Source organism: Bacillus cihuensis, from assembly GCF_000504145.1.
GTDB classification, from domain to species: Bacteria; Bacillota; Bacilli; order Bacillales; family DSM-1321; genus Peribacillus; species Peribacillus huizhouensis.
On sequence record NZ_KI632495.1, the window covers coordinates 2,098,064 to 2,121,974 of the forward strand.

Below are 23,911 nucleotides of genomic sequence, written 5' to 3' on the forward strand. Positions count from 1 at the left end.
TAAAAACAATAAGCTTTGGCTGAAATATTTTGTCTTTAACTTACCTTCCCATTTGAGGGACGCACTTTCATTATAATCTATTTGCTCAAATGTTTCATTAAAAATTAAGTGAAACTTACCGATGCGAGAGTTTTTTTCATTCCACTTGATTCTTTAAACCCATTCAACTGCTGTAATTTTCCATAGAGTTGTTCAAAACAAAGGTCAGACCCTACACAACGATGCACATAGTTGCGTGAGGTCTGACCTTACTGATATCCAAAATTTACATCAAATAGCTGCGTTTGATTGTTCCATTTTTCCAGCTTTTTTCGGAGTGAATTTATCAACAATCATTGTTAATGCACCATCACCTGTCACATTTGTAGCTGTTCCTAAACTATCTTGTGCCAAGTATAAAGCAATCATTAATGAAATCATAGTTTGATCAAATCCAAGCATCGTTTCCAATACTCCCAATGCCGCCATAACAGCCCCACCTGGTACACCTGGAGCTGCAACCATTGTCACACCTAACATGAGAATAAATGGAATATACATGGTAATTGTAGGCGTTGTACCATTCAAAAGCAAAACACCAACAGAACAGCTGACTAAAGTAATCATACTTCCTGATAGATGTACCGTTGCTAATAATGGCACGGTAAAATCAGCTATTCTTCCTTGAACACCTGTTTTTTTCACTTGTCCAAGAGTAACGGGAATGGTTGCCGCGGAAGATTGCGTTCCAACAGCTGTAAAATAAGCTGGTGACATGATTTTCAACAATGTCAACGGATTTTTCTTATGAAGCAAACCACCGACAGTATATTGAAGAATAAGCATGACAATATGAAGCACAATAATCAGTACAAATACTTTTGCAAACACAGAAAGAATCGATTGAACTTGTCCGCCATATGTCATGTTCGCAAAAATTCCAAAGATGTGAAAAGGTAAGATTGGAATAATCGCTGTTTTAATTAATTTTTCAACAATTAGTTGAAAATCATCAAACGCATGCTGCAGCGTGTTCCCTTTTATGGAAGCCAGACCTATTCCAATAATAAAGGCAAATAGCAAAGCACTAATTACTTCCATAATTGGCGGCATTTCAAGAACAAAAAAGGGCTGAAGCAGAAATTCTTCAGGATTATCTGTATTAATCAGTTGATTGCCTGAGATAAAGTTCGGAAGCAATGTATAACTTGCAATAAAAGCTATAGCACCTGCAATAATCGTCGAGACATATGCGAAAGCCGTCGTTAAGCCAAGAAGCTTACCTGCCCCTTTTCCCAGTTGACCGATCCCTGGGGCAATAAATCCAATAATAATAAACGGTATGACAAATCCAATAAAGTTGCCGAAAATCCCGTTAAATGTTGCAAATCCTCTCACCAGATTTTCTGGTGCAAAACTACCAATTACAATACCTAAAATAATAGCGAGAATAATTCGTGGTAGTAAGCCTAGTTTTACTTTCATAACCGCAGTCCTCCTGAGAAGTACATTTGTTCATTCATAAAATATACTTTAGCATAGAAATGGATGATTTTATATAGGATTTATCTTTTTTTATTTTTTTAATATACTAAAACTCAGATTTGGGATTACGATTTTTAGCAAAAAAATCATCGAATGGAGTCATCTGTACAAAACTAATGGCGTTAAAACGCCCACTATGAAGGATTCATCCTATAGCACTCTACACTCACCTAGTCACAATGGTAGCGGTGCGGAGCCAAATTTTTGATGCTTTCTCGATAAAATCAGAATACTGATAAATTGATGGGCTATATTAACAAGTCACAAAGCCCCGTCCCCATGTCCCTCATACAATTCAAAGGGTCAGACCCCGCAACAGCAATCAGTATAAGATACGTGTATGAAACACTGCATAATACTGATTTAGCGTGCGGGGTCAGACCCTTATAGGACATCCATGTAGCAACTTGTTAATAAAATAGCTAAAGCGTTGAAACGGTATTATTCATCTAACATGGCTATTGGACTAAATACCTCGAAATGAATCTGTTCGTTTGGTATTTCCAATTGTTTTAACGTTTTGTTTATGACTTGCATAAAAGGAATCGGACCGCAAAAATAAAAATCTGCTTTTTTTGATGGAAGGTTTGTTTGTAATACGCTCATATCTACAAAACCCTCTTTATCAAAATGACCTGACGTTCGATCGTCTTCAGTTGGCGAGGAATAACAGATCACTGACTTTAGATTCGAATGCTCTTTCTCTAATTGAGAGACATGATCTTTAAAGGCATGAGTTTGACTGTTGACAGTTGCGTGAATAAACGTTACTTCACGTTGCGGCTGTTTTTCCATGATTGTATTTAACATGCTAAGCATGGGTGTAATACCGATTCCCCCACTGATTAGGATAACTGGTCGCTCATTGTTCTGTAGGACGAAATCACCGGCAGGAGCTGAGAAAAGCAAAGTGTCTCCTGCCTCCACTTGTTGATGTAAATAAGTAGAGACAATTCCAGCTGGAGCATCTGTTTGAGCATCTTCGCGTTTCACACTAATTCTGTAATACTCCTTTCCAGGTGCTTCAGAAAGACTGTAATGGCGAATATGGGTATATTTCTCCCCAGGTATCTCCGCTTTAATCGTTAGATATTGCCCTGCAGTGTATGACGCGATCTTTTCTGCATCCTTGGGTTTTAAATAAAAAGAAGTAACCGTTTTACTTTCTTCTACTTTTTTATCAACATAAAAAGTTCGGAACCCTTCCCAGCCACCAGCTTGATTTTCGGTTTCTTCGTAAAGATTTTTTTCAATTTCAATAAAGGCATCTGCAATATATCCATATGCTTTTCCCCATGCCTCAATAATCTCATCAGTAGCAACATCACCAAGAACATCCTTAACTGCTTGTAACAATGTTTCACCAACAATAGGATATTGCTCAGCCTTAACCCCAATCGCTCGATGCTTCTGTGTAATCCTTTCGATAACCGGTTTAATTGCCTCAAGATTCGTAATATACTCGCCTGCAGCATACACTGCATAACCTAAGGCTTCTTGCTGAATGCCTCTTTTTTGATTCGTTTGATTAAAGATGTTATATAAATCGGGCGCTTTTGAAAATAGAAGTTCGTAAAATCTCTTACCAATTTGTTCACTATGTTCTTTCAAAACAGGGGCAGTAGATTGGACAATTTGAATTGATCTTTCATCAAGCATGTTGCAACAGCCTTTCGTAGTTAAATTTACAAATTAGCACAAAATTTAACATACCCAACTGAATACATTATTATCCAGAAATGTTCAACTTGTATTAATATTGTTCCAAATTAACCGATATACGCATTAACAGGCAGTAAGATCCCCCACCTCAAGGTTTAGAGGAATCGCAGTAGCGTAGGTGGGAGATAACTGCCCGTAATCTAGTTGCGGCTCCTAGCCCCTCGAGGGCATAAGCTGTAATACTCTGTGACAAACTACGCCACGCCGTATTCCATCATATGCTTGTCGGACTATCACAAGATGTGATGGCGTCTCTGTTGCTCACAGGACGTGAGCGATCTTAGGAGACGTTCCTACATCGTCGCCTCGCTTTTTAAAGTAAAGGCCCGATTGGTGAGATACAGTGAAACTTACCTTTGTAGTTTTCAAAGGTAAGTTTGCGCCCACAGTCTGTGATTCATTAAATCAGGTTCGTAGTGTCGCTTTATCGAAGTGGAACGGAGATATTAGCGACACAAGAACGGGACTAACAATCAGTGGAAAACCTCACTGATTGAAGTTTCACTTTATAGGAGGTGTATCGAAAATGGATATTGCTGCATTATCAATCGGGATGAGCCAAGCTTCGCTCAGTCAAAATGTCGGCATTGCTTTAACTAAAAAAGTGATGGACTCTTCTCAACAAAATGCTGTTCAAATGGTTGAAATGCTTCAAGCTCCCCACCCAAATCTAGGTCATTCTATTGATCTAAAAGGCTGAAGGGCAAAAAAAATGCATCCATGTCTGGATGCATTTTTTATATAGGTTAGGTCCGTTCCAATGATCTTTTTAATTACCTGATTTACAAGTATGAGGGCATGTCTGACAACGCTGTTTGTTTATCGTTAAATAGGACAGGCAACAGGTATTTCTTGGCCGAACCTCTTTCCCAATTTCTTTAATATATATGCGTTCATTAAAGTACCTTGTTAATGGATTTTTGAGATCATTCCCGAATATATCGCCAGAATCCTGAAAAACAATGAATTGAAAATCTTCCTTTGCACGATTTTTGACCGCTTCTTGCGTTCCTTCTTCCACTAATACAGTTTCATAAAGCCAGTAAATATACACGGCAATATTCTCCCATAGTATTAGTTTAGACACTTTTGTAGTCCGTGCGAGGCAATCGATTAAAGGCAGTAAATGTTCTTTAAATAATGATTCGAGACAAGTCTTTCTCCATTTGTTTCGATCTTCTACAAAGGTTTCTGTCTCCAGATCAGCAAAACGAAAACTCGGGAGCCACAATGTTTCGTTATCATCCGTTTCAATTGATACATTTTCAAATGAGATTGACAGCTTTTCATTCCAGGCTGACATAGCATAAAGATAAATAACCGACAAAAATGCATATCTTTTTATGAAAATAGAAGCTGTCACTTTATCATTTCGAGCCTGTATGCGGCTGCCAAGAATTTTCAAATATTCCCGTAAATCTGACTCATTTAACAGGTCTTTTATTTGAACGGAGAGTAGTGAATCCGTTTTACTAGTCGAAAGGCGCAGCTTACTTAGCTTATTCATCTGTGAATTCGAGAGTTTACGAGCCAATCATCGTCCCTGCCTTATTTAAAATACAACGGCCTTTTCCATACGGGATACATAAAGGCGTTCCCAAAAGCGGATCCATAATAATCTCACATTCCATACCAAACACATTCCTTACTAAACTGCAATTAATAACGATCTCCGGTTTACCTTGTGCGTATATTTTCTGATCCTTTATCGCTACAATATTATCAGCATACCGACAAGCTAAATTTAAATCGTGTAGAACCATTACAATTGTTCGCTGTTCTTTTTCATTTAACTCAAATAGCAAATCGAGAATCTCAATTTGATGGGTCATATCAAGATATGTAGTTGGCTCATCAAGAAGCACAATATCAGTATCTTGAGCTAACGTCATCGCGATCCAAGCTCGTTGACGTTGCCCTCCTGAAAGGGAATCAACAGGCCGATCTTTTAACTCTTCAATCCCAGTTGCTTTTAAAGCATTGGTTACTTGTTTTTCGTCTTCATCTGTCCATTGCTTTAACCATGTTTGATAAGGATACCTACCTTGCTTAACTAATTGAAGAACAGTTAGACCCTCTGGTGCAATAGGTGTCTGAGGAAGAATAGCCATTTGTTTGGCCACGTCCTTCGTAGACATTTTGGAAATTGCTTTTCCTTCCAACAAAACAGCTCCAGATTTTGGTTTTAACAATCGGGCAATTGATCGTAGGAGTGTAGACTTTCCACAGCCGTTTCCACCGATAAAAACCGTAATTTCACCTTTTGGGATTTCCAGATCCAATTCATCTATGATAATGCTATCCCCATATGAAAGGGTTAAATTTTGAGTTTCAATCGTTTGCACCATTTAAGTCCGCTCCCTTTTATTAAAATAAGTACCCTGTATTAACCATTACGCGTTTTAAACAATAAATATATAAAGTAAGGTGCCCCGATTCCAGCTGTGAAAACACCTGCTGGAATTTCAAAAGGAGAAAATAATGTTCTGCCGATTATATCAGCTAACATGACTAATATCCCCCCAATAAATGCAGAAACCGGTAATAGCGCTCCAAATGTAGAACCTACCAGCCTTCTTGCCATATGGGGAGCCATTAAACCTACAAAACCAATGCCTCCTGCAAAGGCAACAGAACTTCCAATTAGCGCCGTACTAATCAATAACAACAAGAAACGGTGTCTTTGCACGCGGCTTCCAACACCTGTTGCTGTTTCATCGCCAAGTTCTAGAACATTTATATTCCTTGCCATTACAAAAGCAATAAGTAGAAAAATCACGGTCCATGGAACCAAAGTCGCTACGTTCGCCCAGTTTGAGCCATACACTGTACCTGTAATCCAAATGTTCGCTTGACTAGCTCGATAAATAGGACCTACTATCATCATTAAAGTTGTTAACCCCTGCATAAGAGCTGATATTCCGATCCCAATTAATACGAGCCTTATCGGTGATACACCATTTTTCCAAGCAAGAAAGTAAACAAGCAGCGCAACAATTCCCGCCCCAGCAAATGCAGCTAGAGGCATCCATTTTATACTTACTGTTAATGCATGATTTTGATCACTAAAAAAGGCTAAAAAGCTTACTACAGCCACTGCTGCTCCCCCGGTAATCCCAAGAACGTCAGGAGATGCTAGTGGATTTCGAATCATTCCCTGAAGGATTCCTCCCGCCACGGCTAGTGACATTCCTACCATCAGCGCAACAATAATTCTTGGTAGACGAAAGTCATGAATGACAAGCTTCTCCATATCGGTCCCACCGCCGAAAAGCACTTTCAAAACAGTCAGTGGGCTTAATTTCATATCACCGAGTCCTGTGCTCCATACAAAAATGGCGGCAGCTAATAAAATCAAAACCGTTAATACAACTGTTGCTCTTTTATCTATTAGAAAAGAAACTTTACCTTTCAATATTCGAAAACTTCTATATTCACTCATCGTGCATTAAACCCCTTTCTTACAATATAGATGAAGAATGGAGTCCCAATAATGGCGGTCATCACTCCAACAGGAACTTCCTGTGGCATAATGATATATCTTGCCAATATATCCGCTGCTAGTAAAAGGATTCCACCTAGAATTCCAGAGAAAGGGATAACCCAACGATGATCAATACCTATAATCGATCTAGCTACATGTGGAATAACAATACCAATAAAACCAACTGGTCCTGCAATAGCTACTGAACCGCCTGCTAAAAAAATGATTAGAACGGCAGCACCTATTTTTATGAACCCTGTGCTTAATCCTAATCCCTTTGCTACATCTTCTCCCATCGACAAAACATTCAGTTTCGAAGCAATTATCATCGCTCCTAGCCAACCAATCATTAAGTATGGAAGTACAGCAGTTAGAACAGTCATTTTTCTTCCTTCAACAGATCCTGCCAACCAAAACAAAACTTGTTCAAAGGCAGCCTCATTGATGACAAGAAATCCTTGCGTAAATGAAGCAAACATGGCAGTCATGGCAGCACCTGCTAAAGTTAGCTTCATTGGTGTAAGCCCTTCTCTACCAACGGAACCAATGGCATATACACCAATCGCGGCTATAGCGGCACCTAAAAAGGAAATCCAAGTGAATGCTTGTAGATTTCCGACTGAGAAAAATGTTACGGCAAGCACAACAGCAAAACCAGCACCTGCATTCACTCCAAAAGTACCTGGTGAAGCGAGAGGATTTTTCGTAAGAGTTTGCATGAGTACACCAGCGATCGCTAAACTGCTGCCTACTGCTGCAGCAATTAAAGAGCGAGGTAACCTCACCGTTTGGATGACGATATGCTCATTTGAACCATTATAATTTCGGAACGCCTCCAATACCATTTTCCACGTTGTATCCGTGTATCCGTAAACAATGCTTGCACACATTAAACAAATTAATAACATAATGGCAATTATCAGGCCAAATAATCTTTGGCTATTATTCTTTAACAACATAACAAATAACCTTTCAATCTCATAAATTTTAAATAAGCTATTTCTCCTACTAAAGTCTATTGTATTATTTTTTCATTGTCAACGAATATGAAAATCATTATCAATTAGTTATTGACATGTCCTTGTAATCGATTTACTATAGCATTATTAATGAAAATGATTATCGTTATTATCTAGGAGGCATTACAAGATGAAATCTGCTAAATTCTTATTTACCATTATTTCAATCATGACCATTTTCTTATTGGCTGCATGTGGAAATAATACAGATGAAAAAGCTGAAAAACCAAAAGATCAAGGCAATAAAACGGAAGACACTAGCTATACAATTGAACATGCAATGGGGTCAACTACATTAGATAAAACACCTCAAAAAGTAGTTGTTCTTTCAAATGAAGGAACTGAAGCTCTTCTCGCATTAGGAGTAAAACCTGTGGGAGCTGTTCAATCTTGGCTAGGAGATCCTTGGTACGACCATATTAAAGATGATATGCAAGGCGTTGAAGTAGTAGGCACTGAAAGTGAAGTAAATTTAGAGAAGATTGCATCGTTAAAACCTGATCTAATTATCGGAACCAAAATGCGTCAAGAAGCTGTATATGATCAATTAAGTGCCATTGCTCCGACAGTATTTTCCGAGACTTTAAGAGGCGATTGGAAAGAAAACTTTACATTATATGCAAAAGCTTTGAACCTTGAAGAAAAAGGGAACGAAGTATTGAGCCAATTTGATGCACACGTAGAAGATGTAAAACAAAAACTTGGTGATAAAGTTAATCAAGAAGTATCCGTTGTTCGTTTTATGGCAGGAAAATCTCGTATTTATTATACGGATTCATTTTCTGGTGTGATTTTCAATCAATTAGGATTTAAACGTACTCAGCCACAAGCCGAGCTTTTCGCTGCTGATAACAAGCTAGGTAATCTTGCAATAGAGGTAGGAAAAGAAGTCATTCCTAAAATGGATGGAGATGTTCTATTCTACTTCACATATGCGCCGAACGGTGATCAAGCCGCTCTCGATACAGCAAAAGAATGGACAAATGATCCACTTTGGAAAAACTTAAATGCTGTAAAAACTGGAAATGTTCACGAAGTCAGTGACGCTATTTGGAATACAGCAGGTGGTGTTCTAGCTGCTAACTTAATGCTAGATGATATCGAGAATATTTTCCTAAAACAAACAAAATAAGGACTGCTACCCCCTCTAACAATAGAAGTATCCTTAACTGTAAAAAGAACCGGGCAAAAATTGCCCGGTTCTTTTTGGTCTAGAAGCATTTCTTCTTAGGAATATACTTAAAGTAGCGGGCACAAATTTTAAAGAATGGATTTAATGGTTTGTTCTGATTATGTGTATTATTTAAGACCTAAGGCTGTCATTTTTCGTATCCCGTTATTTTGTTATCCACTTTTGTGTAGGTAAATTTTTGCGAAGCAAACTTTTTGGAGCTTTTATTTATTCATTTATACGCTCATAATATAACTCTTCATTTTTCTCTTGCTGCACCTTTAAATTGGCTGTAGGCATTTGTACACCATTGTCATAAAAAACATTCATCAGTTCAAACCTTACATCTCGTGAAGTTTGAAAAAAGTCTTCAGGATTCACTAAACCAACAATACAAAGTTCGTAGCCGTGGTATTTTTTATTAGGATTTAAATCGGTAACACCAATATATCGAAAATCTTGTTCAGGCTCACCATCTTCTAATCGCAATAAAGTTTGACTGTATTTGTCATTACATATCTTACATACTTCCTCTAATAAGCGCGCCATTCTCTTTGGGTCCTCTTGATAGCTAACAGTAACCTTCTCAATTACCCGCATTCTTCCTTTATTAAAATTTTGAATCGTCCTAATTTCGCCATGAGGGATCGTAAGAAGCTTACCAGACCACTCTCTGATTTGCATAAAACGAACGCCAATTTCTTCAACAGTCCCTGAGCTTGTTCCGTTAAACGTCACAAAATTACCAACGCGAAACTCATTATCTGATAATCGAGTCATTCCAAGTAAAATATCCTTTAACATTTGCTGTGCAGCAAAACCGATAATAACACCAATAATCCCTGCCCCAGCAAGTATTCCTTTTAGATCAATAAATTGGCCAATCAAGTAAATAATAAACAGGATTGTAATGCCGTATCGTAAAGTTGAACGAATGACGCTTTGTATCGTTTTGGCGATCTCTTCTTCAAAAAATGTAGACTTTTTAAAGAACCAGGCAACCGTTCGATTTATAAGATAAGATAAGATCATTAACACAACGGCTACTAATACTAATTTTAACAGTAAGAAATCATTAAGATATTCCGAAATCTTTTCTGTAATATTTAATATGCTCACGTTTTCACCTCTGTTCCATGTAATTCATTCGAAAACGGCTTTCTTTTAATGTTAGGCAAGACCACTTAAATTATCCTGGGTCGAAGAACAATTACTCTATTAAAATGACCAACAATACTAGATCGATATAAAGATCATTTAGTCAATTATGATTAGATTTAGATTGAACATGAATGTCAGGGAAGCCACTATTTTTAAAGGCTGTTTTCGTATAGTTTGTTTCTATTAGACCTGCAGTCCGAATACACTTTGCTTTCTAGGGGCGGCTGGTGAGCCTCCTCCTGCTACGCGTTCCGGGGTCTCACCGACACCTTAGCTCCCCCAGGAGTCTACGTGCATTCGGGCTGCTGTATGGTAGTAACGATTTTAGTTTCGCGAAAAAAACCAATAATCTTCTACATAACAGCCTTACGATAAGAGCGTTATTAAATGATCCGAATACGATCTGAATCTTTACTAGCCATACCTTTATCTAAGGTTAGCCTTGTTTTAAATTGATAAGCCATTCCTTGAGGTGAAGGTATAGCTGGTAACTGAAAGTAAAACGGGATTTCGTTTACTTCTTCTGGATGAATATCTCTTGAAGACAAGATCATTATTGTATCAATTACCGTCTCTGCCCCTATAACATGATCGAACATGACTAGATCACACTCAATTCGTTTTATTTGCTGTTTAATCGTACCACCTTTAATACAAAAATTCCCGTGAATAGATTCACCATAATGATATTTTTCTTTAGGTAGAATAAGATCGATTTGTGCTGAACCAATCCCTAATAATGACATAGATTTTCTTAGTATCAATAAATGCCCTCCTACATTTTTTTATAACGATTTATTTAGATTTGACATACGTTTCAAATTTTTACGATTAAAAATTTCTTCTCTTGCTGATTTGATTAGATTAGACGCTTTTATTCACTCGATTCTCACCTCTATTTTGATGAATGGCTTAGTTAAATTGAAAAAACCTTTACCGGAAAGGTAAAGGTTTTCGAATACATATAAAGACCATTACCAATAGGTAAGGTCTGGCTAACAACGTCATGTTGCCAACAAAGCCGAGAGTAAAATACTCCGTAATGACGACCTTGCTGTAAAAGCTACTCCCCTTAGGAGAAACTATTCAACTGTATATAGGTATCTTAAAATAAAGTCTTAGAGTTTGTCAATTTTATATATTCGCGAAAGATAGCCTCTTATATTATCTAGGAAATAAATAGTAGTATTACTCAAATAGTAGAGCCTTAATATAGGGAAGTACCTCTAAAAAAAATCCTGATCTCCCCTTTTATCTAAGTTACCACTTAATATCTTCTTTCCTATTGAAAAGAAAATTCTATCCGGTATTCGGTCCCTATTCTTGGATTGCTGTAAAAGAGGCTGACCCATATCAAAAGGGTCAGACCCCGCAACGACCATTTACAGATTATAGTAAATATTTCACTACTATTTACTGTGTATAGAGTGCGAGATCAGACCCCCGTTTTCCTTTACTTAAGCAACTGGTTTAATCCATTTATAGAAAAGTAGACTGCTCAGTAGCAAAACAACTCCCATCGAGAAGGTTTTCAGGTCGGCTGTTCCTGCATAAATCACCCACATTGAGTAAAGTAACGATAAAACAGCAATGATACCATCTGTGATTCTCCCTTTCCCATCTGCATATGTGTCACCTGTGATCACCAGTTTTAGCTGGAAAAGCGATGAAATCAGATAAGGTACTAAATAAGAAAGAGTCGCAACGATGATCATAAATTGAAAAGCCGCAGAAATGGAACTAGATATGGTCGAGAAGATAAACAATTGCCCAACTGAATTCGTGACGATCATCGAGAAAACAGGCATACCATTTTTATTCGTTTTCAAGAATTGAGGCATAAACATGCCTAGTTTTGCAGCTTGATATGGTACTTCTGCACTTAGCATAATCCAGCCAATCGTAGAACCGAAAAAACTGACTAAACCGATAGCAGCGAGAATTTGTCCGCCAATCGGACCCGTTACAGATGAGACTGCATCAATCAACGGCTTTTCTGATACGACTAACTGATCATGTGGTAATAATCCCATAACAAGCGTACTGATACCGATATAAATGGCTAGCGCAATTAATAATCCCAATACAGTCGCACGCTTCACATCAACTTGTCGTTTCGCGCGTGATCCAAAGACTACTGCAGATTCAACACCGATAAACGCCCAAAGAGTGATCACAGCAGCACTATTCACTTGTCCAAGCAAGCTAACAGACTGGCCGAGTTCATTAACGGTTGGGGCAACAAATGGCATAATATTGGCTTTTTCGAAGGCAAATAAACCAATCACAATAAACAAGAAGAAACTTACTACCTTTGCTGCTGTAGCAATAAAGTTAATTTTACCAGCTCGATTAGCTCCTTGTAGTACGATGAAATGAACACCCCATAACAGTACCGTACAAACGATAAAGGTTAACGCATTTCCTACCTTTAACGTAAAATTACCGAACGTGAATAATTCCGCTTGGCTTACTAAAATAGGGAAGAAAGCAGATAAATAGCCGGCAAACGATGTAATAACCGCAATATTACCGATTAAGCTCCCAATCCAATATCCCCATGTTGACATAAATCCTGATAAAGTCGACATCTTGCTTCCTGGCTTAAATAATTCTTTTGCATAAAGCTGTGGTCCACCTGTTAAATGCGGTTTTCTATGCGAAAGATTTCCAAATACTAAAGCAAGGATCAATACACCAAATCCAGTTACAAGCCATGCCGATATGACTCCAAGGGGACTCGCCACGGAGCGTAAGGATCCAGGTAACATAAAGATTCCAGTACCGACCATATTTCCAACGACAAGCGCTGTTAATATCCAAAATCCAAGTTTTTTCGTACTCATGTAAGATCTCCTTTTCTAAGTTGTATGATTGTTTTTTCAGGAGACGATTTCTAGTCATTTATATACAAAACGAACACTACACTCGCCTAATCCAATTGGTGGCGGTGCGAAGCCCAATTTTTGGGTACTTTCTATAAATAAGATACGTATACCTGCTAAATAATTGGCTTATTAGTAAGCCGCGAAGCCCCGATCCCCATATCCTCCGAGCAAAAAAAAATCCGCTCGTCTTGAACAGATGAGAGATTTATTCAAATACTTGTATTAATATAAAAGCATCCTCAACAAAAGTCAATGGATTAACCGACCTTCAGAATTGGGTGAATAATAAGTAAAGTACCACTACTTTATTCGTCCATTTTTCATCGATTGTCGCATGTAACTTTAAACTTGACGCAGTAAACATACTAATGTTAAGTTATATTCTATCACTTACTAATAGTAAGTTATTTAATCTAGGAGGCATCAACTATGAATACACCATCAAATTCAAATTTATATACTATTATGAATGCAAGGAAATCTGTAAGAGCATACGATCCTAATTTCCAAATAACAAAATCAGAAATAGAAGACATGTTGAAGCAAGCAACAACCGCTCCATCATCAAGTAACCTGCAACCTTGGCAGTTTCTTGTCATTCAAGATCAAGACATAAAGAAAGAACTAAGAGCAATCGCATTTAACCAAGAACAAGTCGAAACTTCATCTGCCATTATTGCCGTTATGGGTAATAGTGAGATGTATAAAAAAGTAGATCAAATCTATACACAAAGTGTAGCAGAAGGCCATATGGATGATTCAATCAAAGAAATCATGATTGCCAATACGAATGCTACTTATCCAAACGCACCAGAAGAAGTAAGAATGAATATCGCAGCTTTCGATGCTGGACTTGTTTCTATGCAATTGATGCTAATTGCTAAGGAAAAAGGGTATGACACGGTAACTATGGGTGGCTTCGATAAAAAGAAATTCGCAGAAAGATTCGAACTTCCAGCTCATATCTTCCCAATCGTTCTTATCGCACTAGGGAAAGCAGCTGCGCCAGCGCATGGATCTTCCCGCCTGCCGTTGGAAGAGGTTGCATCCTTTATTTAATTCATACCTCGCAAATCTTAACGAGGATATCACAAAAGCAAAGTCAGACCCCGCACTCTAAATCCGTATGAAACACTTCATACTATTTTAGAGTGCGGGGCCTGCCCCTTACAAGACACCTTCTTATAAAAATAAAACCATATGCTCCTCATCTAAGTATACATCGTCTAGTTTAAGTGCCTTTTCTTCAAGACCAAACACCTTGAAACCAAGATCGCTATAAAGCTTTTTAGCCCCCTCATTACTTGCAACGACTGATAAGTTCACTTTTTCAATTCCCTTAAGGTTTCTCGCATAGTTAAGGGTCTCATTCATCAAGGCTTTCCCTATTCCAGAACCATGATAATTCACTTTTACGAACAGACCATATATGTTTGCTCGATGCTGTAGCTTTTCACGCATTTCTTGAACGAGTGTCACAATACCGACCAGCTTACCATCAACAAACGCACCAAACGTATAGCTGCCTTCTGCTTCAAGTCCAGCTGCAGCCTGCTGAATCGGATTTTCTCTGGCTATTGCTTCCTCAAAACTTGTAGCAAATGCTTCTGGAAATGTCTGAAATGCCTCTAAACGTAAAGACCAATATTCTTTTGCATCTGTTGCATGTAATTTACGTATTTCCACTGGACCACGCTCCTCATTATTTAGAAAGTGTAACACAGTTTTAGTATGTAAGTTACTTGAGAAGGAACACTTAGCTATTTTGGAAGTTAATCATGACTCCACGAAAGGATTAAGTAGTTAGAAAAAACATGAAGTTGGTGAGTAAAATCAAAAGTTGAAGAGGAACCCGCTAAAATTGGAAAGACACCAAGTGCTTGGTTAGTAATAGCGAGTAAAAAGCCGACCACAAGGCCAGATCACGAGTGAGATTGAACACTTTTCATGCCGGAATCAAAATTTACGTGCTGGATCGAACACTTTTCACGCCGAAATCGAAGTTTGCGGGCCGGTTCAAACACTTTTCACACCAAAATCTAAGTTTGCGGGCCGGTTCGAGCACTTTTCACGCCGAAATCGAAGTTTGCGGGCCGGTTCAAACACTTTTCACACCAAAATCTAAGTTTGCGGGCCGGTTCGAGCACTTTTCACGCCGAAATCGAAGTTTGCGGGCCGGTTCAAACACTTTTCACACCAAAATCTAAGTTTGCGGGCCGGTTCGAGCACTTTTCACGCCGAAATCGAAGTTTGCGGGCCGGTTCAAACACTTTTCACACCAAAATCTAAGTTTGCGGGCCGGTTCGAGCACTTTTCACGCCGAAATCGAAGTTTGCGGGCCGATCGAACACTTTTCACGTCGAAATCGAAGTTTGCAGGCCGGTTCGAACACTTTTCATGCCGGAATCGAAGTTTGCAGGCCGGATTAAACACTCTTCATGCTGGACGCAATATTTATCCGTCCAATGGAATTCATGTACTATCATGAAGACCAGTATCATTATTATTGATTAAATTATACATTTCATTAAATAAGGATGATACCCGAATCGTTGCAAATTTGAAAAACGAAACATCCAACAATTGGATGTTCCGTCTCAAGGAGAAGGCTATTCCATTTCCCTGCAATAAATAAAAAACTTCAATCTCGGGGGTCGTACTGCCCGTTAAGAATGGGATCACACGTGTTTTCTAAGCTAAGAAGTAGCTACCGCAGTTTCAGCTGAAACAATAAATCGTGAATCGAATAAAAAGGAAGCGAAAGGTCTGACCAATTCATTATTACCAACTACATCCTTCTAACTGAAAATCAAAGAGAACTGTTTAATAAACTCTATTTATCTCTTATGTTTCTGTTGCTAATAATCTTGTGTACGTTTGATAACCAACAACTAATGAAATTATGGAACCAATGAGAAAAACTCCGGATCCTACGAATGTAAATATTCTTCCAATCAATGTATTTTTAGCTTCAACAAGTTCAGCATTATTATTCATCATTTTCACTCCTAGATATTTTCTACTTCTAATCTATGTAGCCTAAAAAATTCTGTTCATTACAAGAACAACCAACTGAGGTCCTTTTGCTATGGTAACGTACATAAAAATCTCCTTTTATTCTTATGTGGAATTTGAAAAATTCTTACATTTTATTTTAGGGGAACACGAGGGGCTTCTTTATTTCGAGAAGCATTAATAATTCAGTCTTCACAACTCCATCTTTGTGATTAGTATGTGTAGCATGTTACTAGTTACGTTTTAACATCAACCAGTTTTTATAAAAGATTTAAATTTCTTCCATTATAAACTCTACTTGCTCAACATAAAATAAAGGTAGGCAAACATATTAAACTTAGCTAATATGTGCCTACCTTATCGAATTTATTATCCTTCTATTTCTGTAAACCGCTTAAACAATAACACCGCATTATGTCCACCAAATCCAAAGCCGTTAGAAAGAGCATAATTCACCGTTTCTTCTACAGCTCGATTCGGAATGTAATTTAAGTCACACTCTTCGTCTGGTTCTTCATAGTTAATCGTTGGAGGTAAAATACCTTCCTGGATGCTTTTCACCGTAATGACACCTTCAACACCACCAGCAGCGCCGAATAGATGACCTGTCATTGATTTAGTAGAGCTGACTTTTAGCTTGTAGGCATGTTCGCCAAATACGTGTTTAATTGCTTTCGTTTCAGACTTATCCCCTTCCGGTGTGCTTGTTCCGTGTGCGTTGATGTAATCAATTTGTTCTGGATCGATTTTCGCCATCATTATCGCTTTTTCCATTGCATTGGCAGCACCTAAGTAATCAGGTGAGGTAATATGATGCGCATCTGTCGAGGACCCGTATCCAACAATTTCTCCTAAAATCACCGCGCCCCTCTTTTTGGCATGCTCATATTCCTCAAGCATTAACACACCTGCACCTTCAGACATTACGAAACCGTCGCGTCCCTTATCAAATGGTCTGCTTGCTTTATTCGGCTCATCGTTTCGTGTGGACATTGCACGCATACGTGAAAAACCTGCAAATGATAGTGGATTAATTGTCGCTTCAGCACCACCAGCAAGAATCGCATCTGAATAGCCATGATGGATGTTCAAAAAAGCCTCGCCAATTGCCTGATTCCCTGTCGCACAAGCAGATACTGGGGAAAAACTCGGACCGGCAAAGCCAGTTTTGATGGCAATGATTCCTGATGCCATATTACTAATCATCATCGGTACCATAAATGGCGACACGCGTCTTGGCCCTTTATCTAACAACGCCTTATGATTCTCAAGCGTCGTATCAATCCCGCCAATGCCGGAACCGACGTACACACCGTACCGATCATTCGTCTCATCAGTCTCCAAAACCAATCCTGACTGATCAAGCGCTTGCATTGCTGCAGCATACGCATATTGAATAAATTTATCATATCTGCCAATTTCCTTATTATCTAAGTACGACTCTGGGTTAAAATCTTCAATATATCCGCCAATTTGTGTGTTAATCCCATCAAATTCGTCTGATGTAATTTTCTTTATTCCTGATTTCCCTTCTTTTATGTGATTCCAAAAAGTATCTACATCATTTCCTAAAGGGGATACAACCCCACACCCTGTTACTACGACTCTTCGGCTCATTGTAATAACTCCTTCAATTGTTTACTTATTGTCTCCATTATTTCCCCACCAACTGCTCGCCTATACTGGAGTGCTCCTTTCAAAGCGGATAATAGTAGGATCGCCTTAGCTTCATTATTATGTATGTCTTTAAGTAATTCAGCTACACAGCCCAATTCTTTGTTCGTTACGTGTTGAACAGATTGCTTGAGAATTTCAGGCAAATAAGGAAAATCTGCTTGAAACGCTGAGATAGGACAAATTTCGTCTAAATCAATGTAAGATAGCCTCATTCTAAGAAATTCAATTGCTTTTTCCTTCGGATCTATATCCATCTGCTTGATTGTTATCATCATTTGGTCCAACCCAGTTTCCAGTCTGTCACACACAGCAAGTCCTAAACTCTCTTTTTTTTCAAAGTGATAATGAATACTTGCTTTAGTCAAACCGAGCTCTTTCGAAAGATGATCATAGCTGAAAGATAGATAGCCTCTTTTTTTTATGTGTACAAGCGCCCTTTCAATGATTTGTTCTTTTCTATTTTCCATATCCATACACTAACCTACTACTAAGTAAGTGTCAATGTTAGAGAACCGCTCACTGTCAATTTAAGATTCCGAGATGTCCGTTGGATGCAGATAAAATCATTTTCTTCTATAAGATAACTCCAAGAAATTAAGCCACTTTTCCAAAATAACATTTCCTCTTATCTTTATAAAGGGGATTTTCTATGCGCAAAGAGGCTGCCCTTTCGTAATAGGTCAGCCTCTTTACCTCATTTATCAAGCTATAATGATTCTCTGTTTACGATTGTATGTGAAAGGAATTATTCTTTTACTGGACGTTCCTGCTTTTCGCCATTTAAGACAAGATGGAAGATAATATCTGCTTTCAATGAATTCGATACGGAACAGTATTTCTCTTTACCAAGATCAATGGCTCGCCACACTCGCTTGCTGTCAACAGTTCCATTGATTGTAAACGTAACGTTAATCGTTGTAAATGCTTTTGGCATGTCTTCTTCTCTTGTGCCATCAGTTTCAATTTCGAGTGTGTCTACTTCAGATAAATACGGTCTTAGGATCATTGTAACATCAATCCCAATGCAACCAGCAAGAGATGCAAGTAACATTTCAGTTGGTGTAACGCCTTTCCCTTCTCCACCGTATTTTTCAGTTGCATCCATTTTCACTTCATATCCTGAATCACCAATAGATGTGAATGCACGTTGTCCAGTCCATTTCGTTAGTACTTTCATACTTATCCCTCTTTCAATTAATGACTTCTTCCATTTTCAAAAACTTTCTAGCTCGTTCTGTTTTTGGCCGACTAAAGAATTCTTCTGATGTTCCTTCTTCCACTACCACACCATCAGCCATGAATATGATTCGGTCGGCGACTTCACGCGCAAACTCCATTTCATGAGTCACAATAACCATTGTCATGCCCGTATGAGCAAGCTCTTTAATGACAGCAAGAACTTCGTCCACCAATTCCGGATCAAGAGCAGAAGTTGGCTCATCAAATAGCATAAGATCAGGTTCCATTGCTAAGGCTCTTGCGATGGCTACCCTTTGTTGTTGTCCACCAGAGAGCCTATTTGGATATTGATCTTTTTTTTCTAATAATCCAACTCTCTTGAGCAGGTTTTCCCCTAGAGTAATTGCTTTTTCTCTCGGAATTTTTTTGACAATAAGCAATGCTTCCACTACGTTCTGCAGTACGGTTTTATGTGGGTATAAATTGAATTGTTGAAAGACCATTCCTGTATGTAGCCGGATTTTACCAATCTGTTTGTTTCGTTCTCTTTGTGATTGGTTCGCATCCACTGAAATACCACCAACTTGAATTCTGCCGCCTGACAATTCCTCTAACCCATTAAAACAACGTAACAATGTACTTTTTCCTGAGCCGCTCGGTCCTAAGATAGCGACCACTTCACCGGTCTCTACGGTCAAATTGATGTTTTTTAACACTTCAAGCCCTGAAAAACTCTTTGACAGATTTTCCGTCTTTATCATAGGATCACCATACTTATTCATAAATTGATAGCCGTCGCTCGATTCTCTCTAATATGAAGGAAAATCCCGTGCTGAGTATCCAGTACATCACTGCAATTGCCAGATAAAACGGCATGTACACATAATATTGCGCAATCAAAAGCTGTGCCGATCGAAGCAATTCTGTGACTGTAATTACAGATACGAGCGATGTTTCCTTTAACATTCCGATGAACGTATTCCCCGCTGGTGGTATCGCAATTCGAATCGCTTGCGGCAGAATGATTCTCTTCATTGTTTGGATCGGCGTCATTCCTGATGCATATGCCGCTTCATATTGTCCCTTTGGAATAGCTTGTATCGCACCACGCAATGTTTCCGATAAATACGCACCGATGCTAATACTTAGCGCAATATACGCTGCAGTCAACGGTTGAAGATTTAAGCCGTAATCCGCTAATCCATAATAAACAATAATGATCTGCACAAGGGTCGGCGTTCCTCGAATAATCGATACATAAGCACGTGCCAACCACCTAATCGGTCGATTTCCTTTTAATCTCGCGATCGCAACAACAACCGCGATGATGGAGCCAAAAAACATCGAAACAATCGTAATCAGAAGCGTATAATAAGCTCCCTTTAACAAAAACGGCAAATTTGACCAAATAATATCCATTTACTTGTCCAGCCCTTCCTCTTTACTCAGCTGGTTCTTCATTAAACCACTTCACAAAAATCTTTTTATACGTTCCGTCCGCCTTCATGTCAGCTAAGATTCTGTCCAGCTCTTTTAAGAACTTCTCATTTCCTTTGCGAACTGCGATGCCTGCTTGATCAGACTTCACCGGTTCGCCTACTGCTTTTATTTTAAAGCCGTTCTTCTCAACAATCGGTTTAATGGCATACATATTATTAATCGTTGCATCAATTCTGCCTGTATCCAAATCCTTCAGCGATGTAATGACATCGTCATAGGTTTTAATTGTAAAATCGCCCACTTTTGGCAGTAGCTCGGTACGGAGGTAGGTTTCGTCATTTGTTCCTAATCCGACACCGATATTTTTCCCTTTAAAATCTTCTACAGACTTAATCGTAGTATTCCCTTCTTGAACAATGACTTTTACGTTATTTGTAATATACGGCTTTGTAAAATCTAGTTGTTTCTTCCGTTCATCCGTAATCGTCATTTGGCTGATTACAACATCAAACTTGTTCGTTTGTAGACCAGCAATCATTCCCGAAAATTCTTGAGCAACAAATTCAACCTTTACCCCTAAACGTTTCGCAACTTCCTTCGCAATATCTACGTCAAAACCGTCCATTTCTTTTTTGTCATTTAAGAAATTATATGGCTGATACGTTCCCATGACACCAACCCGTAATGTACCTTGATCCTTTACCTCTTTGAGTAAATCTTTATTCGTATTGTTGGCGTTATTCTTTGCACCACATGCACTTAATATCATCAATATAGCTACTAGAAAAGTCAGTAGCAACCTTGGGCGCTTTTTCATGTTCAAATCACTCCTTCATTTATTATCCTAACAATCCAAAGAACTCAAACTTTACTAATTCCTTTGCAAGGTCATTTGCTGATTGTTCTTCTACAGCTGATTCATATGTAACAGGGCCGAATAGCCATCTTGCCAGCATGCCTTCCATTAAGCTCATTACTAATGCAGCTTGAATCGACGGATCTTTTTCTGGCAAAATCCTCAGTTCCATTGCCCGCTTTAAGTTATTCTTGAATGCTTCTTCAATTTTTATACGGGTTTCGAAAATTAAATGCTTGATGGACTCTTCACTATCGATTCCTTTGATGATTAATTCCATCAAATATCGATTACCCTTTGAAAAGGTAAATAAATCTTCAAATAATTTTTCAGAAGAGGCCACTGCATCGGCTATGGTACCTGGAGATGTCCGATATCCTTTGGAAACAACTGCAAGAATCTGTGCTTGTCCGCTTTGAATGATCTCAAGTACTATACTTTCCTTGCTTTTAAAATACCAATAGAAAGTCCCTTGAGCAATTCCTGCTTCACGAACAATATCTGATATCTTTGTCTTATGATAACCATTCATAGCAAACAGTTTGATGGCAATCGCAATTATTTGTTCTCTTCGATCAATAGACTTCTCATTTTCTTTAATCACAATTCCTCCTCTCGATTGATCAGTCAGTTGATACACCTTATCGTATAAAATCTCTCATAATTCGTCAATTAATTGAACCTGTTTAGTAGGAATTAAAATCCTACTTATTAATTTTGAGAATTACAGATTCGCATACTACTATTTTCAGATAGTCACCCTTTCATTTATTTGTTAAACTGAAATTACAGAGATGAAATGTTGAGGAGAAAAAATGAAACGAAAAAGGAAGGTATCTAAAGCCCTTTTTATCATGTTTGCGTTGCTTTTTGCTATCTTACTGATTAAACAGGTCATGCAGGTCCCACATACAGAAAAGGTTTCAACAACCATAATTCAACCGGACCCCTTTGCATCAGTAAAGAAATACAGTTCGACCCTGCACGATGAACTGGCCCAATATAATTTGCAAGAATATACAGTCGTACTTATTGCCGTCATGCAACAAGAAAGTCGTGGTAAGGGCGGAGATCCGATGCAATCTTCAGAATCAGCTGGACTTGCTCCTAACACCATTACCGATCCTAAGGAAAGCATTCAATATGGCGTTAAGCATTTCAAACAGGTTATTGCCTATGGCAAAGAAAAAAAAGTTGATTTTCCAACCATCATCCAGTCCTATAATATGGGAATAGGCTATATTAATTACATTGCCGAAAACGGTGGAAAGCATAGTGAAGAGCTGGCAAAGAAATTCTCGATGATTCAAGTAGAAAAAAATCCCGACCTGTACAATTGCGGTGGAAATAAAGAAAATTTCCGCTACCCATATTGCTACGGTGATTTCTCCTATAGTGCGAAAGTAACCAAAAATATTGAAGCGTTAGCAGATAGTATCCCAACGCTTGTAAGTGAAAAACACCCAGATGCTTTTTGAATCTAGGTGTTTTTTTCCATTATCCTCCGAGCAAAAGTACACAAATACTCCCTTGTGAACCACTCACACTTTATCCTATTTTCACCATTCATTCTGTTTAATCACTTTAATAAAATAAATTTAAAATCGACTTTTCGGATAACGTAATCGATTATTAATCAATGGAAAATCACATCTACATGCATGTTTTCACCCGTATGGTGAATCCTTTACATTAGGTCATATTAAACATAGATGATTATGAAAGGAGTCAATCCTATGAAAAAAGAAGAAAAACAACATGAAAAAGGGACTAAGATAAGTCATGCCGAGGAGCTAGAAATTATTTTTGGTTATTCGAATCGTAAAAATGGGCAACCTGTTCCTCAACCTAAAGATTACGATGAAATAGAGTATTAACAGGCAAAAATAATTAAGGATTGCAGTACAAGGAAAATAATAAGTTTCACTTCAATCAAGATGGACCAGGAACCACCCAACAATATTTGGAGGTGCCTGGTCCTTATTGACGCTTTAATGAATCAATTCTTAACCTAGTAGAACTTTTTATTCCACATTAACTTATTTTTGTAAATATTAGTGCCATTTCTCTTTTAATCGATCGAAAAATCCTTTCTTCTTAATAGCTTGTTATGTAGTTTTGATAAGGTAAGCAGTACAATAATAGAGCCTATTAATGTTAACGACATATCCCATTGTGCATCCCAAAAATCCCCTTGTGTTCCTAAAAAGTCTTTTGAAGCTTTTCCGCCTTTTGAAATAATAGAAGCTAACCATTCTATAATTTCATATAAAGTTCCAATAGCAAGTGCAAAACTTAATGTGATCGCAAATAAACCTTTTAGAAAATGCCCAAACCGATCATAGTGGTTCCGGTTTAAATCAAAATAATCTTTTATCCAATTAAATAGAGGAACTTTTGAGTAAGTATAGTGAGCACCGATGAACATAGCAATCGAAAGAATAGCAATAATGATATAGGATAATGTAGTGAGGAGAAATTTATTATATGTAGCAATAACAATGATCAGTACCGCAACGGCAGGAAGTACTTCCATTGTCCATATCAAGTATCCTTCTGGCTGAATAAATGACCAAATAAAAACTGCAGTAACTACCAATAGGAATAATAAATGAATCCTTATACTTTTATCTCTTGCCATTTTTTTACTCCATTAGATTTATGATATTTTCAATTGTAAAGGCTCTTTTCGTAAAGATTGTTGTTTTTAGCAAGAAACCAATTCGAACAGATGTTGATTGTAGTGGAAGGTGCGAGACTCCTGCGGGAAAAGCG

General features: G+C 38.1%; 24 protein-coding genes. 5 read left to right on the forward strand and 19 right to left on the reverse strand.

Features of this window, described 5'->3' with window-relative positions:
* Positions 1–270: 270 nt before the first annotated feature.
* Together V179_RS0115790 and hmpA are read right to left on the reverse strand one after the other, a co-directional pair.
* A complete protein-coding gene (locus tag V179_RS0115790; protein ID WP_028392337.1) occupies positions 271–1,464 on the reverse strand; it encodes a dicarboxylate/amino acid:cation symporter in 1,194 nt (397 codons plus the stop codon).
* Between the two features lie 501 nt (positions 1,465–1,965).
* Positions 1,966–3,183, reverse strand: a complete 1,218-nt coding sequence (hmpA, locus tag V179_RS0115795; protein ID WP_028392338.1) for an NO-inducible flavohemoprotein — start codon at positions 3,181–3,183, stop codon at positions 1,966–1,968.
* Between the two features lie 589 nt (positions 3,184–3,772).
* On the opposite strand from hmpA, the gene V179_RS30155 reads away from it, so the two are divergent.
* A complete protein-coding gene (locus V179_RS30155) occupies positions 3,773–3,946 on the forward strand; it encodes a YjfB family protein (RefSeq protein WP_084552379.1) in 174 nt (57 codons plus the stop codon).
* A gap of 69 nt (positions 3,947–4,015) precedes the next feature.
* On the opposite strand, the gene V179_RS0115805 is transcribed toward V179_RS30155, so the two are convergent.
* From V179_RS0115805 to V179_RS0115820, 4 genes are read right to left on the reverse strand one after another with little or no spacing between them, the layout of a single operon-like run.
* Positions 4,016–4,780 (reverse strand): IucA/IucC family C-terminal-domain containing protein, encoded by a 765-nt coding sequence (locus V179_RS0115805; protein WP_028392339.1) that lies wholly within the window; start codon positions 4,778–4,780, stop codon positions 4,016–4,018.
* A complete protein-coding gene (locus V179_RS0115810) occupies positions 4,770–5,594 on the reverse strand; it encodes an ABC transporter ATP-binding protein (protein WP_028392340.1) in 825 nt (274 codons plus the stop codon). The genes V179_RS0115805 and V179_RS0115810 overlap by 11 nt, the downstream gene beginning before the upstream one ends.
* Before the next feature lie 38 nt (positions 5,595–5,632).
* Positions 5,633–6,688 (reverse strand): FecCD family ABC transporter permease, encoded by a 1,056-nt coding sequence (locus tag V179_RS0115815; protein ID WP_028392341.1) that lies wholly within the window; start codon positions 6,686–6,688, stop codon positions 5,633–5,635.
* A complete protein-coding gene (locus V179_RS0115820; protein WP_028392342.1) occupies positions 6,685–7,689 on the reverse strand; it encodes a FecCD family ABC transporter permease in 1,005 nt (334 codons plus the stop codon). Before V179_RS0115820 ends, V179_RS0115815 begins: the two co-directional genes overlap by 4 nt.
* A 190-nt stretch (positions 7,690–7,879) precedes the next feature.
* Between V179_RS0115820 and V179_RS0115825 the strand changes: the two genes are divergently transcribed.
* Positions 7,880–8,881, forward strand: coding sequence for an ABC transporter substrate-binding protein (locus tag V179_RS0115825; RefSeq protein ID WP_028392343.1), 1,002 nt, complete (start codon positions 7,880–7,882; stop codon positions 8,879–8,881).
* Positions 8,882–9,148: 267 nt separating this feature from the next.
* Here the strand turns inward: V179_RS0115825 and V179_RS0115830 are convergent, their stop codons facing one another.
* The 3 genes from V179_RS0115830 to V179_RS0115840 all read right to left on the reverse strand — a co-directional run bounded on the left by V179_RS0115830 (position 9,149) and on the right by V179_RS0115840 (position 12,927).
* On the reverse strand, positions 9,149–10,039 hold the full coding sequence (locus V179_RS0115830; protein ID WP_028392344.1) for a mechanosensitive ion channel family protein: 891 nt from the start codon (positions 10,037–10,039) through the stop codon (positions 9,149–9,151).
* Between the two features lie 425 nt (positions 10,040–10,464).
* Positions 10,465–10,845, reverse strand: a complete 381-nt coding sequence (locus tag V179_RS0115835; protein ID WP_028392345.1) for a sporulation protein — start codon at positions 10,843–10,845, stop codon at positions 10,465–10,467.
* A gap of 693 nt (positions 10,846–11,538) precedes the next feature.
* The gene (locus V179_RS0115840) at positions 11,539–12,927 is read right to left on the reverse strand and encodes an amino acid permease (protein ID WP_028392346.1); all 1,389 of its coding nucleotides are present in this window, start codon (positions 12,925–12,927) and stop codon (positions 11,539–11,541) included.
* Positions 12,928–13,398: 471 nt separating this feature from the next.
* Here V179_RS0115840 and V179_RS0115845 point away from each other — a divergent pair, with 471 nt between their 5' ends.
* Positions 13,399–14,028: a nitroreductase family protein gene (locus V179_RS0115845; protein ID WP_028392347.1), complete on the forward strand. Its 630-nt coding sequence runs from the start codon at positions 13,399–13,401 to the stop codon at positions 14,026–14,028.
* Positions 14,029–14,151: 123 nt separating this feature from the next.
* Here the strand turns inward: V179_RS0115845 and V179_RS0115850 are convergent, their stop codons facing one another.
* The 9 genes from V179_RS0115850 to V179_RS0115890 form a co-directional block, all read right to left on the reverse strand.
* Entirely contained in the window at positions 14,152–14,655 is a 504-nt protein-coding gene (locus V179_RS0115850; RefSeq protein WP_028392348.1) for a GNAT family N-acetyltransferase, read from the reverse strand.
* A gap of 1,158 nt (positions 14,656–15,813) precedes the next feature.
* Positions 15,814–15,966 carry a hypothetical protein gene (locus V179_RS31340; RefSeq protein ID WP_200868673.1) on the reverse strand — a complete coding sequence of 51 codons (153 nt, stop codon included), beginning with the start codon at positions 15,964–15,966 and terminating at the stop codon, positions 15,814–15,816.
* 387 nt (positions 15,967–16,353) lie between these two features.
* Complete coding sequence (gene fabF, locus V179_RS0115860) at positions 16,354–17,601, reverse strand: beta-ketoacyl-ACP synthase II (RefSeq protein WP_028392349.1); 1,248 nt, start codon at positions 17,599–17,601, stop codon at positions 16,354–16,356.
* On the reverse strand, positions 17,598–18,134 hold the full coding sequence (locus V179_RS0115865) for a TetR/AcrR family transcriptional regulator (protein ID WP_084552381.1): 537 nt from the start codon (positions 18,132–18,134) through the stop codon (positions 17,598–17,600). The genes fabF and V179_RS0115865 overlap by 4 nt, the downstream gene beginning before the upstream one ends.
* A gap of 272 nt (positions 18,135–18,406) precedes the next feature.
* On the reverse strand, positions 18,407–18,838 hold the full coding sequence (locus V179_RS0115870) for an OsmC family protein (protein ID WP_028392351.1): 432 nt from the start codon (positions 18,836–18,838) through the stop codon (positions 18,407–18,409).
* 13 nt (positions 18,839–18,851) lie between these two features.
* On the reverse strand, positions 18,852–19,601 hold the full coding sequence (locus V179_RS0115875; protein ID WP_028392352.1) for an amino acid ABC transporter ATP-binding protein: 750 nt from the start codon (positions 19,599–19,601) through the stop codon (positions 18,852–18,854).
* Positions 19,602–19,614: 13 nt separating this feature from the next.
* Positions 19,615–20,259, reverse strand: a complete 645-nt coding sequence (locus V179_RS0115880; RefSeq protein WP_028392353.1) for an amino acid ABC transporter permease — start codon at positions 20,257–20,259, stop codon at positions 19,615–19,617.
* Between the two features lie 22 nt (positions 20,260–20,281).
* On the reverse strand, positions 20,282–21,097 hold the full coding sequence (locus V179_RS0115885; protein WP_028392354.1) for a transporter substrate-binding domain-containing protein: 816 nt from the start codon (positions 21,095–21,097) through the stop codon (positions 20,282–20,284).
* A gap of 22 nt (positions 21,098–21,119) precedes the next feature.
* Complete coding sequence (locus V179_RS0115890) at positions 21,120–21,740, reverse strand: TetR/AcrR family transcriptional regulator (RefSeq protein WP_312859655.1); 621 nt, start codon at positions 21,738–21,740, stop codon at positions 21,120–21,122.
* Between the two features lie 211 nt (positions 21,741–21,951).
* On the opposite strand from V179_RS0115890, the gene V179_RS0115895 reads away from it, so the two are divergent.
* Both V179_RS0115895 and V179_RS31345 read left to right on the forward strand, forming a co-directional pair.
* Positions 21,952–22,614 (forward strand): lysozyme family protein, encoded by a 663-nt coding sequence (locus V179_RS0115895; protein WP_028392356.1) that lies wholly within the window; start codon positions 21,952–21,954, stop codon positions 22,612–22,614.
* 258 nt (positions 22,615–22,872) lie between these two features.
* Entirely contained in the window at positions 22,873–23,013 is a 141-nt protein-coding gene (locus V179_RS31345) for a hypothetical protein (RefSeq protein ID WP_182502089.1), read from the forward strand.
* A 194-nt stretch (positions 23,014–23,207) separates the two neighbouring features.
* Here V179_RS31345 and V179_RS0115905 read toward each other — a convergent pair whose 3' ends face one another.
* Complete coding sequence (locus V179_RS0115905; protein WP_028392357.1) at positions 23,208–23,777, reverse strand: DUF2238 domain-containing protein; 570 nt, start codon at positions 23,775–23,777, stop codon at positions 23,208–23,210.
* Positions 23,778–23,911 lie beyond the last annotated feature (134 nt).

Coding starts and splice junctions, on each gene's coding strand:
- V179_RS0115815 (WP_028392341.1), bottom strand. CDS start 6,688: ATGAGTGAATATAGAAGTTTTCGAATATTGAAAGGTAAAGTTTCTTTT.
- V179_RS0115845 (WP_028392347.1), top strand. CDS start 13,399: ATGAATACACCATCAAATTCAAATTTATATACTATTATGAATGCAAGG.
- V179_RS0115840 (WP_028392346.1), bottom strand. CDS start 12,927: ATGAGTACGAAAAAACTTGGATTTTGGATATTAACAGCGCTTGTCGTT.
- V179_RS0115825 (WP_028392343.1), top strand. CDS start 7,880: ATGAAATCTGCTAAATTCTTATTTACCATTATTTCAATCATGACCATT.
- V179_RS0115885 (WP_028392354.1), bottom strand. CDS start 21,097: ATGAAAAAGCGCCCAAGGTTGCTACTGACTTTTCTAGTAGCTATATTG.
- hmpA (WP_028392338.1), bottom strand. CDS start 3,183: ATGCTTGATGAAAGATCAATTCAAATTGTCCAATCTACTGCCCCTGTT.
- V179_RS31340 (WP_200868673.1), bottom strand. CDS start 15,966: ATGAATAATAATGCTGAACTTGTTGAAGCTAAAAATACATTGATTGGA.
- V179_RS0115895 (WP_028392356.1), top strand. CDS start 21,952: ATGAAACGAAAAAGGAAGGTATCTAAAGCCCTTTTTATCATGTTTGCG.
- V179_RS0115880 (WP_028392353.1), bottom strand. CDS start 20,259: ATGGATATTATTTGGTCAAATTTGCCGTTTTTGTTAAAGGGAGCTTAT.
- V179_RS0115870 (WP_028392351.1), bottom strand. CDS start 18,838: ATGAAAGTACTAACGAAATGGACTGGACAACGTGCATTCACATCTATT.
- V179_RS30155 (WP_084552379.1), top strand. CDS start 3,773: ATGGATATTGCTGCATTATCAATCGGGATGAGCCAAGCTTCGCTCAGT.
- V179_RS0115810 (WP_028392340.1), bottom strand. CDS start 5,594: ATGGTGCAAACGATTGAAACTCAAAATTTAACCCTTTCATATGGGGAT.
- V179_RS0115820 (WP_028392342.1), bottom strand. CDS start 7,689: ATGTTGTTAAAGAATAATAGCCAAAGATTATTTGGCCTGATAATTGCC.
- fabF (WP_028392349.1), bottom strand. CDS start 17,601: ATGAGCCGAAGAGTCGTAGTAACAGGGTGTGGGGTTGTATCCCCTTTA.
- V179_RS0115790 (WP_028392337.1), bottom strand. CDS start 1,464: ATGAAAGTAAAACTAGGCTTACTACCACGAATTATTCTCGCTATTATT.
- V179_RS31345 (WP_182502089.1), top strand. CDS start 22,873: ATGAAAAAAGAAGAAAAACAACATGAAAAAGGGACTAAGATAAGTCAT.
- V179_RS0115865 (WP_084552381.1), bottom strand. CDS start 18,134: ATGGATATGGAAAATAGAAAAGAACAAATCATTGAAAGGGCGCTTGTA.
- V179_RS0115875 (WP_028392352.1), bottom strand. CDS start 19,601: ATGATAAAGACGGAAAATCTGTCAAAGAGTTTTTCAGGGCTTGAAGTG.
- V179_RS0115905 (WP_028392357.1), bottom strand. CDS start 23,777: ATGGCAAGAGATAAAAGTATAAGGATTCATTTATTATTCCTATTGGTA.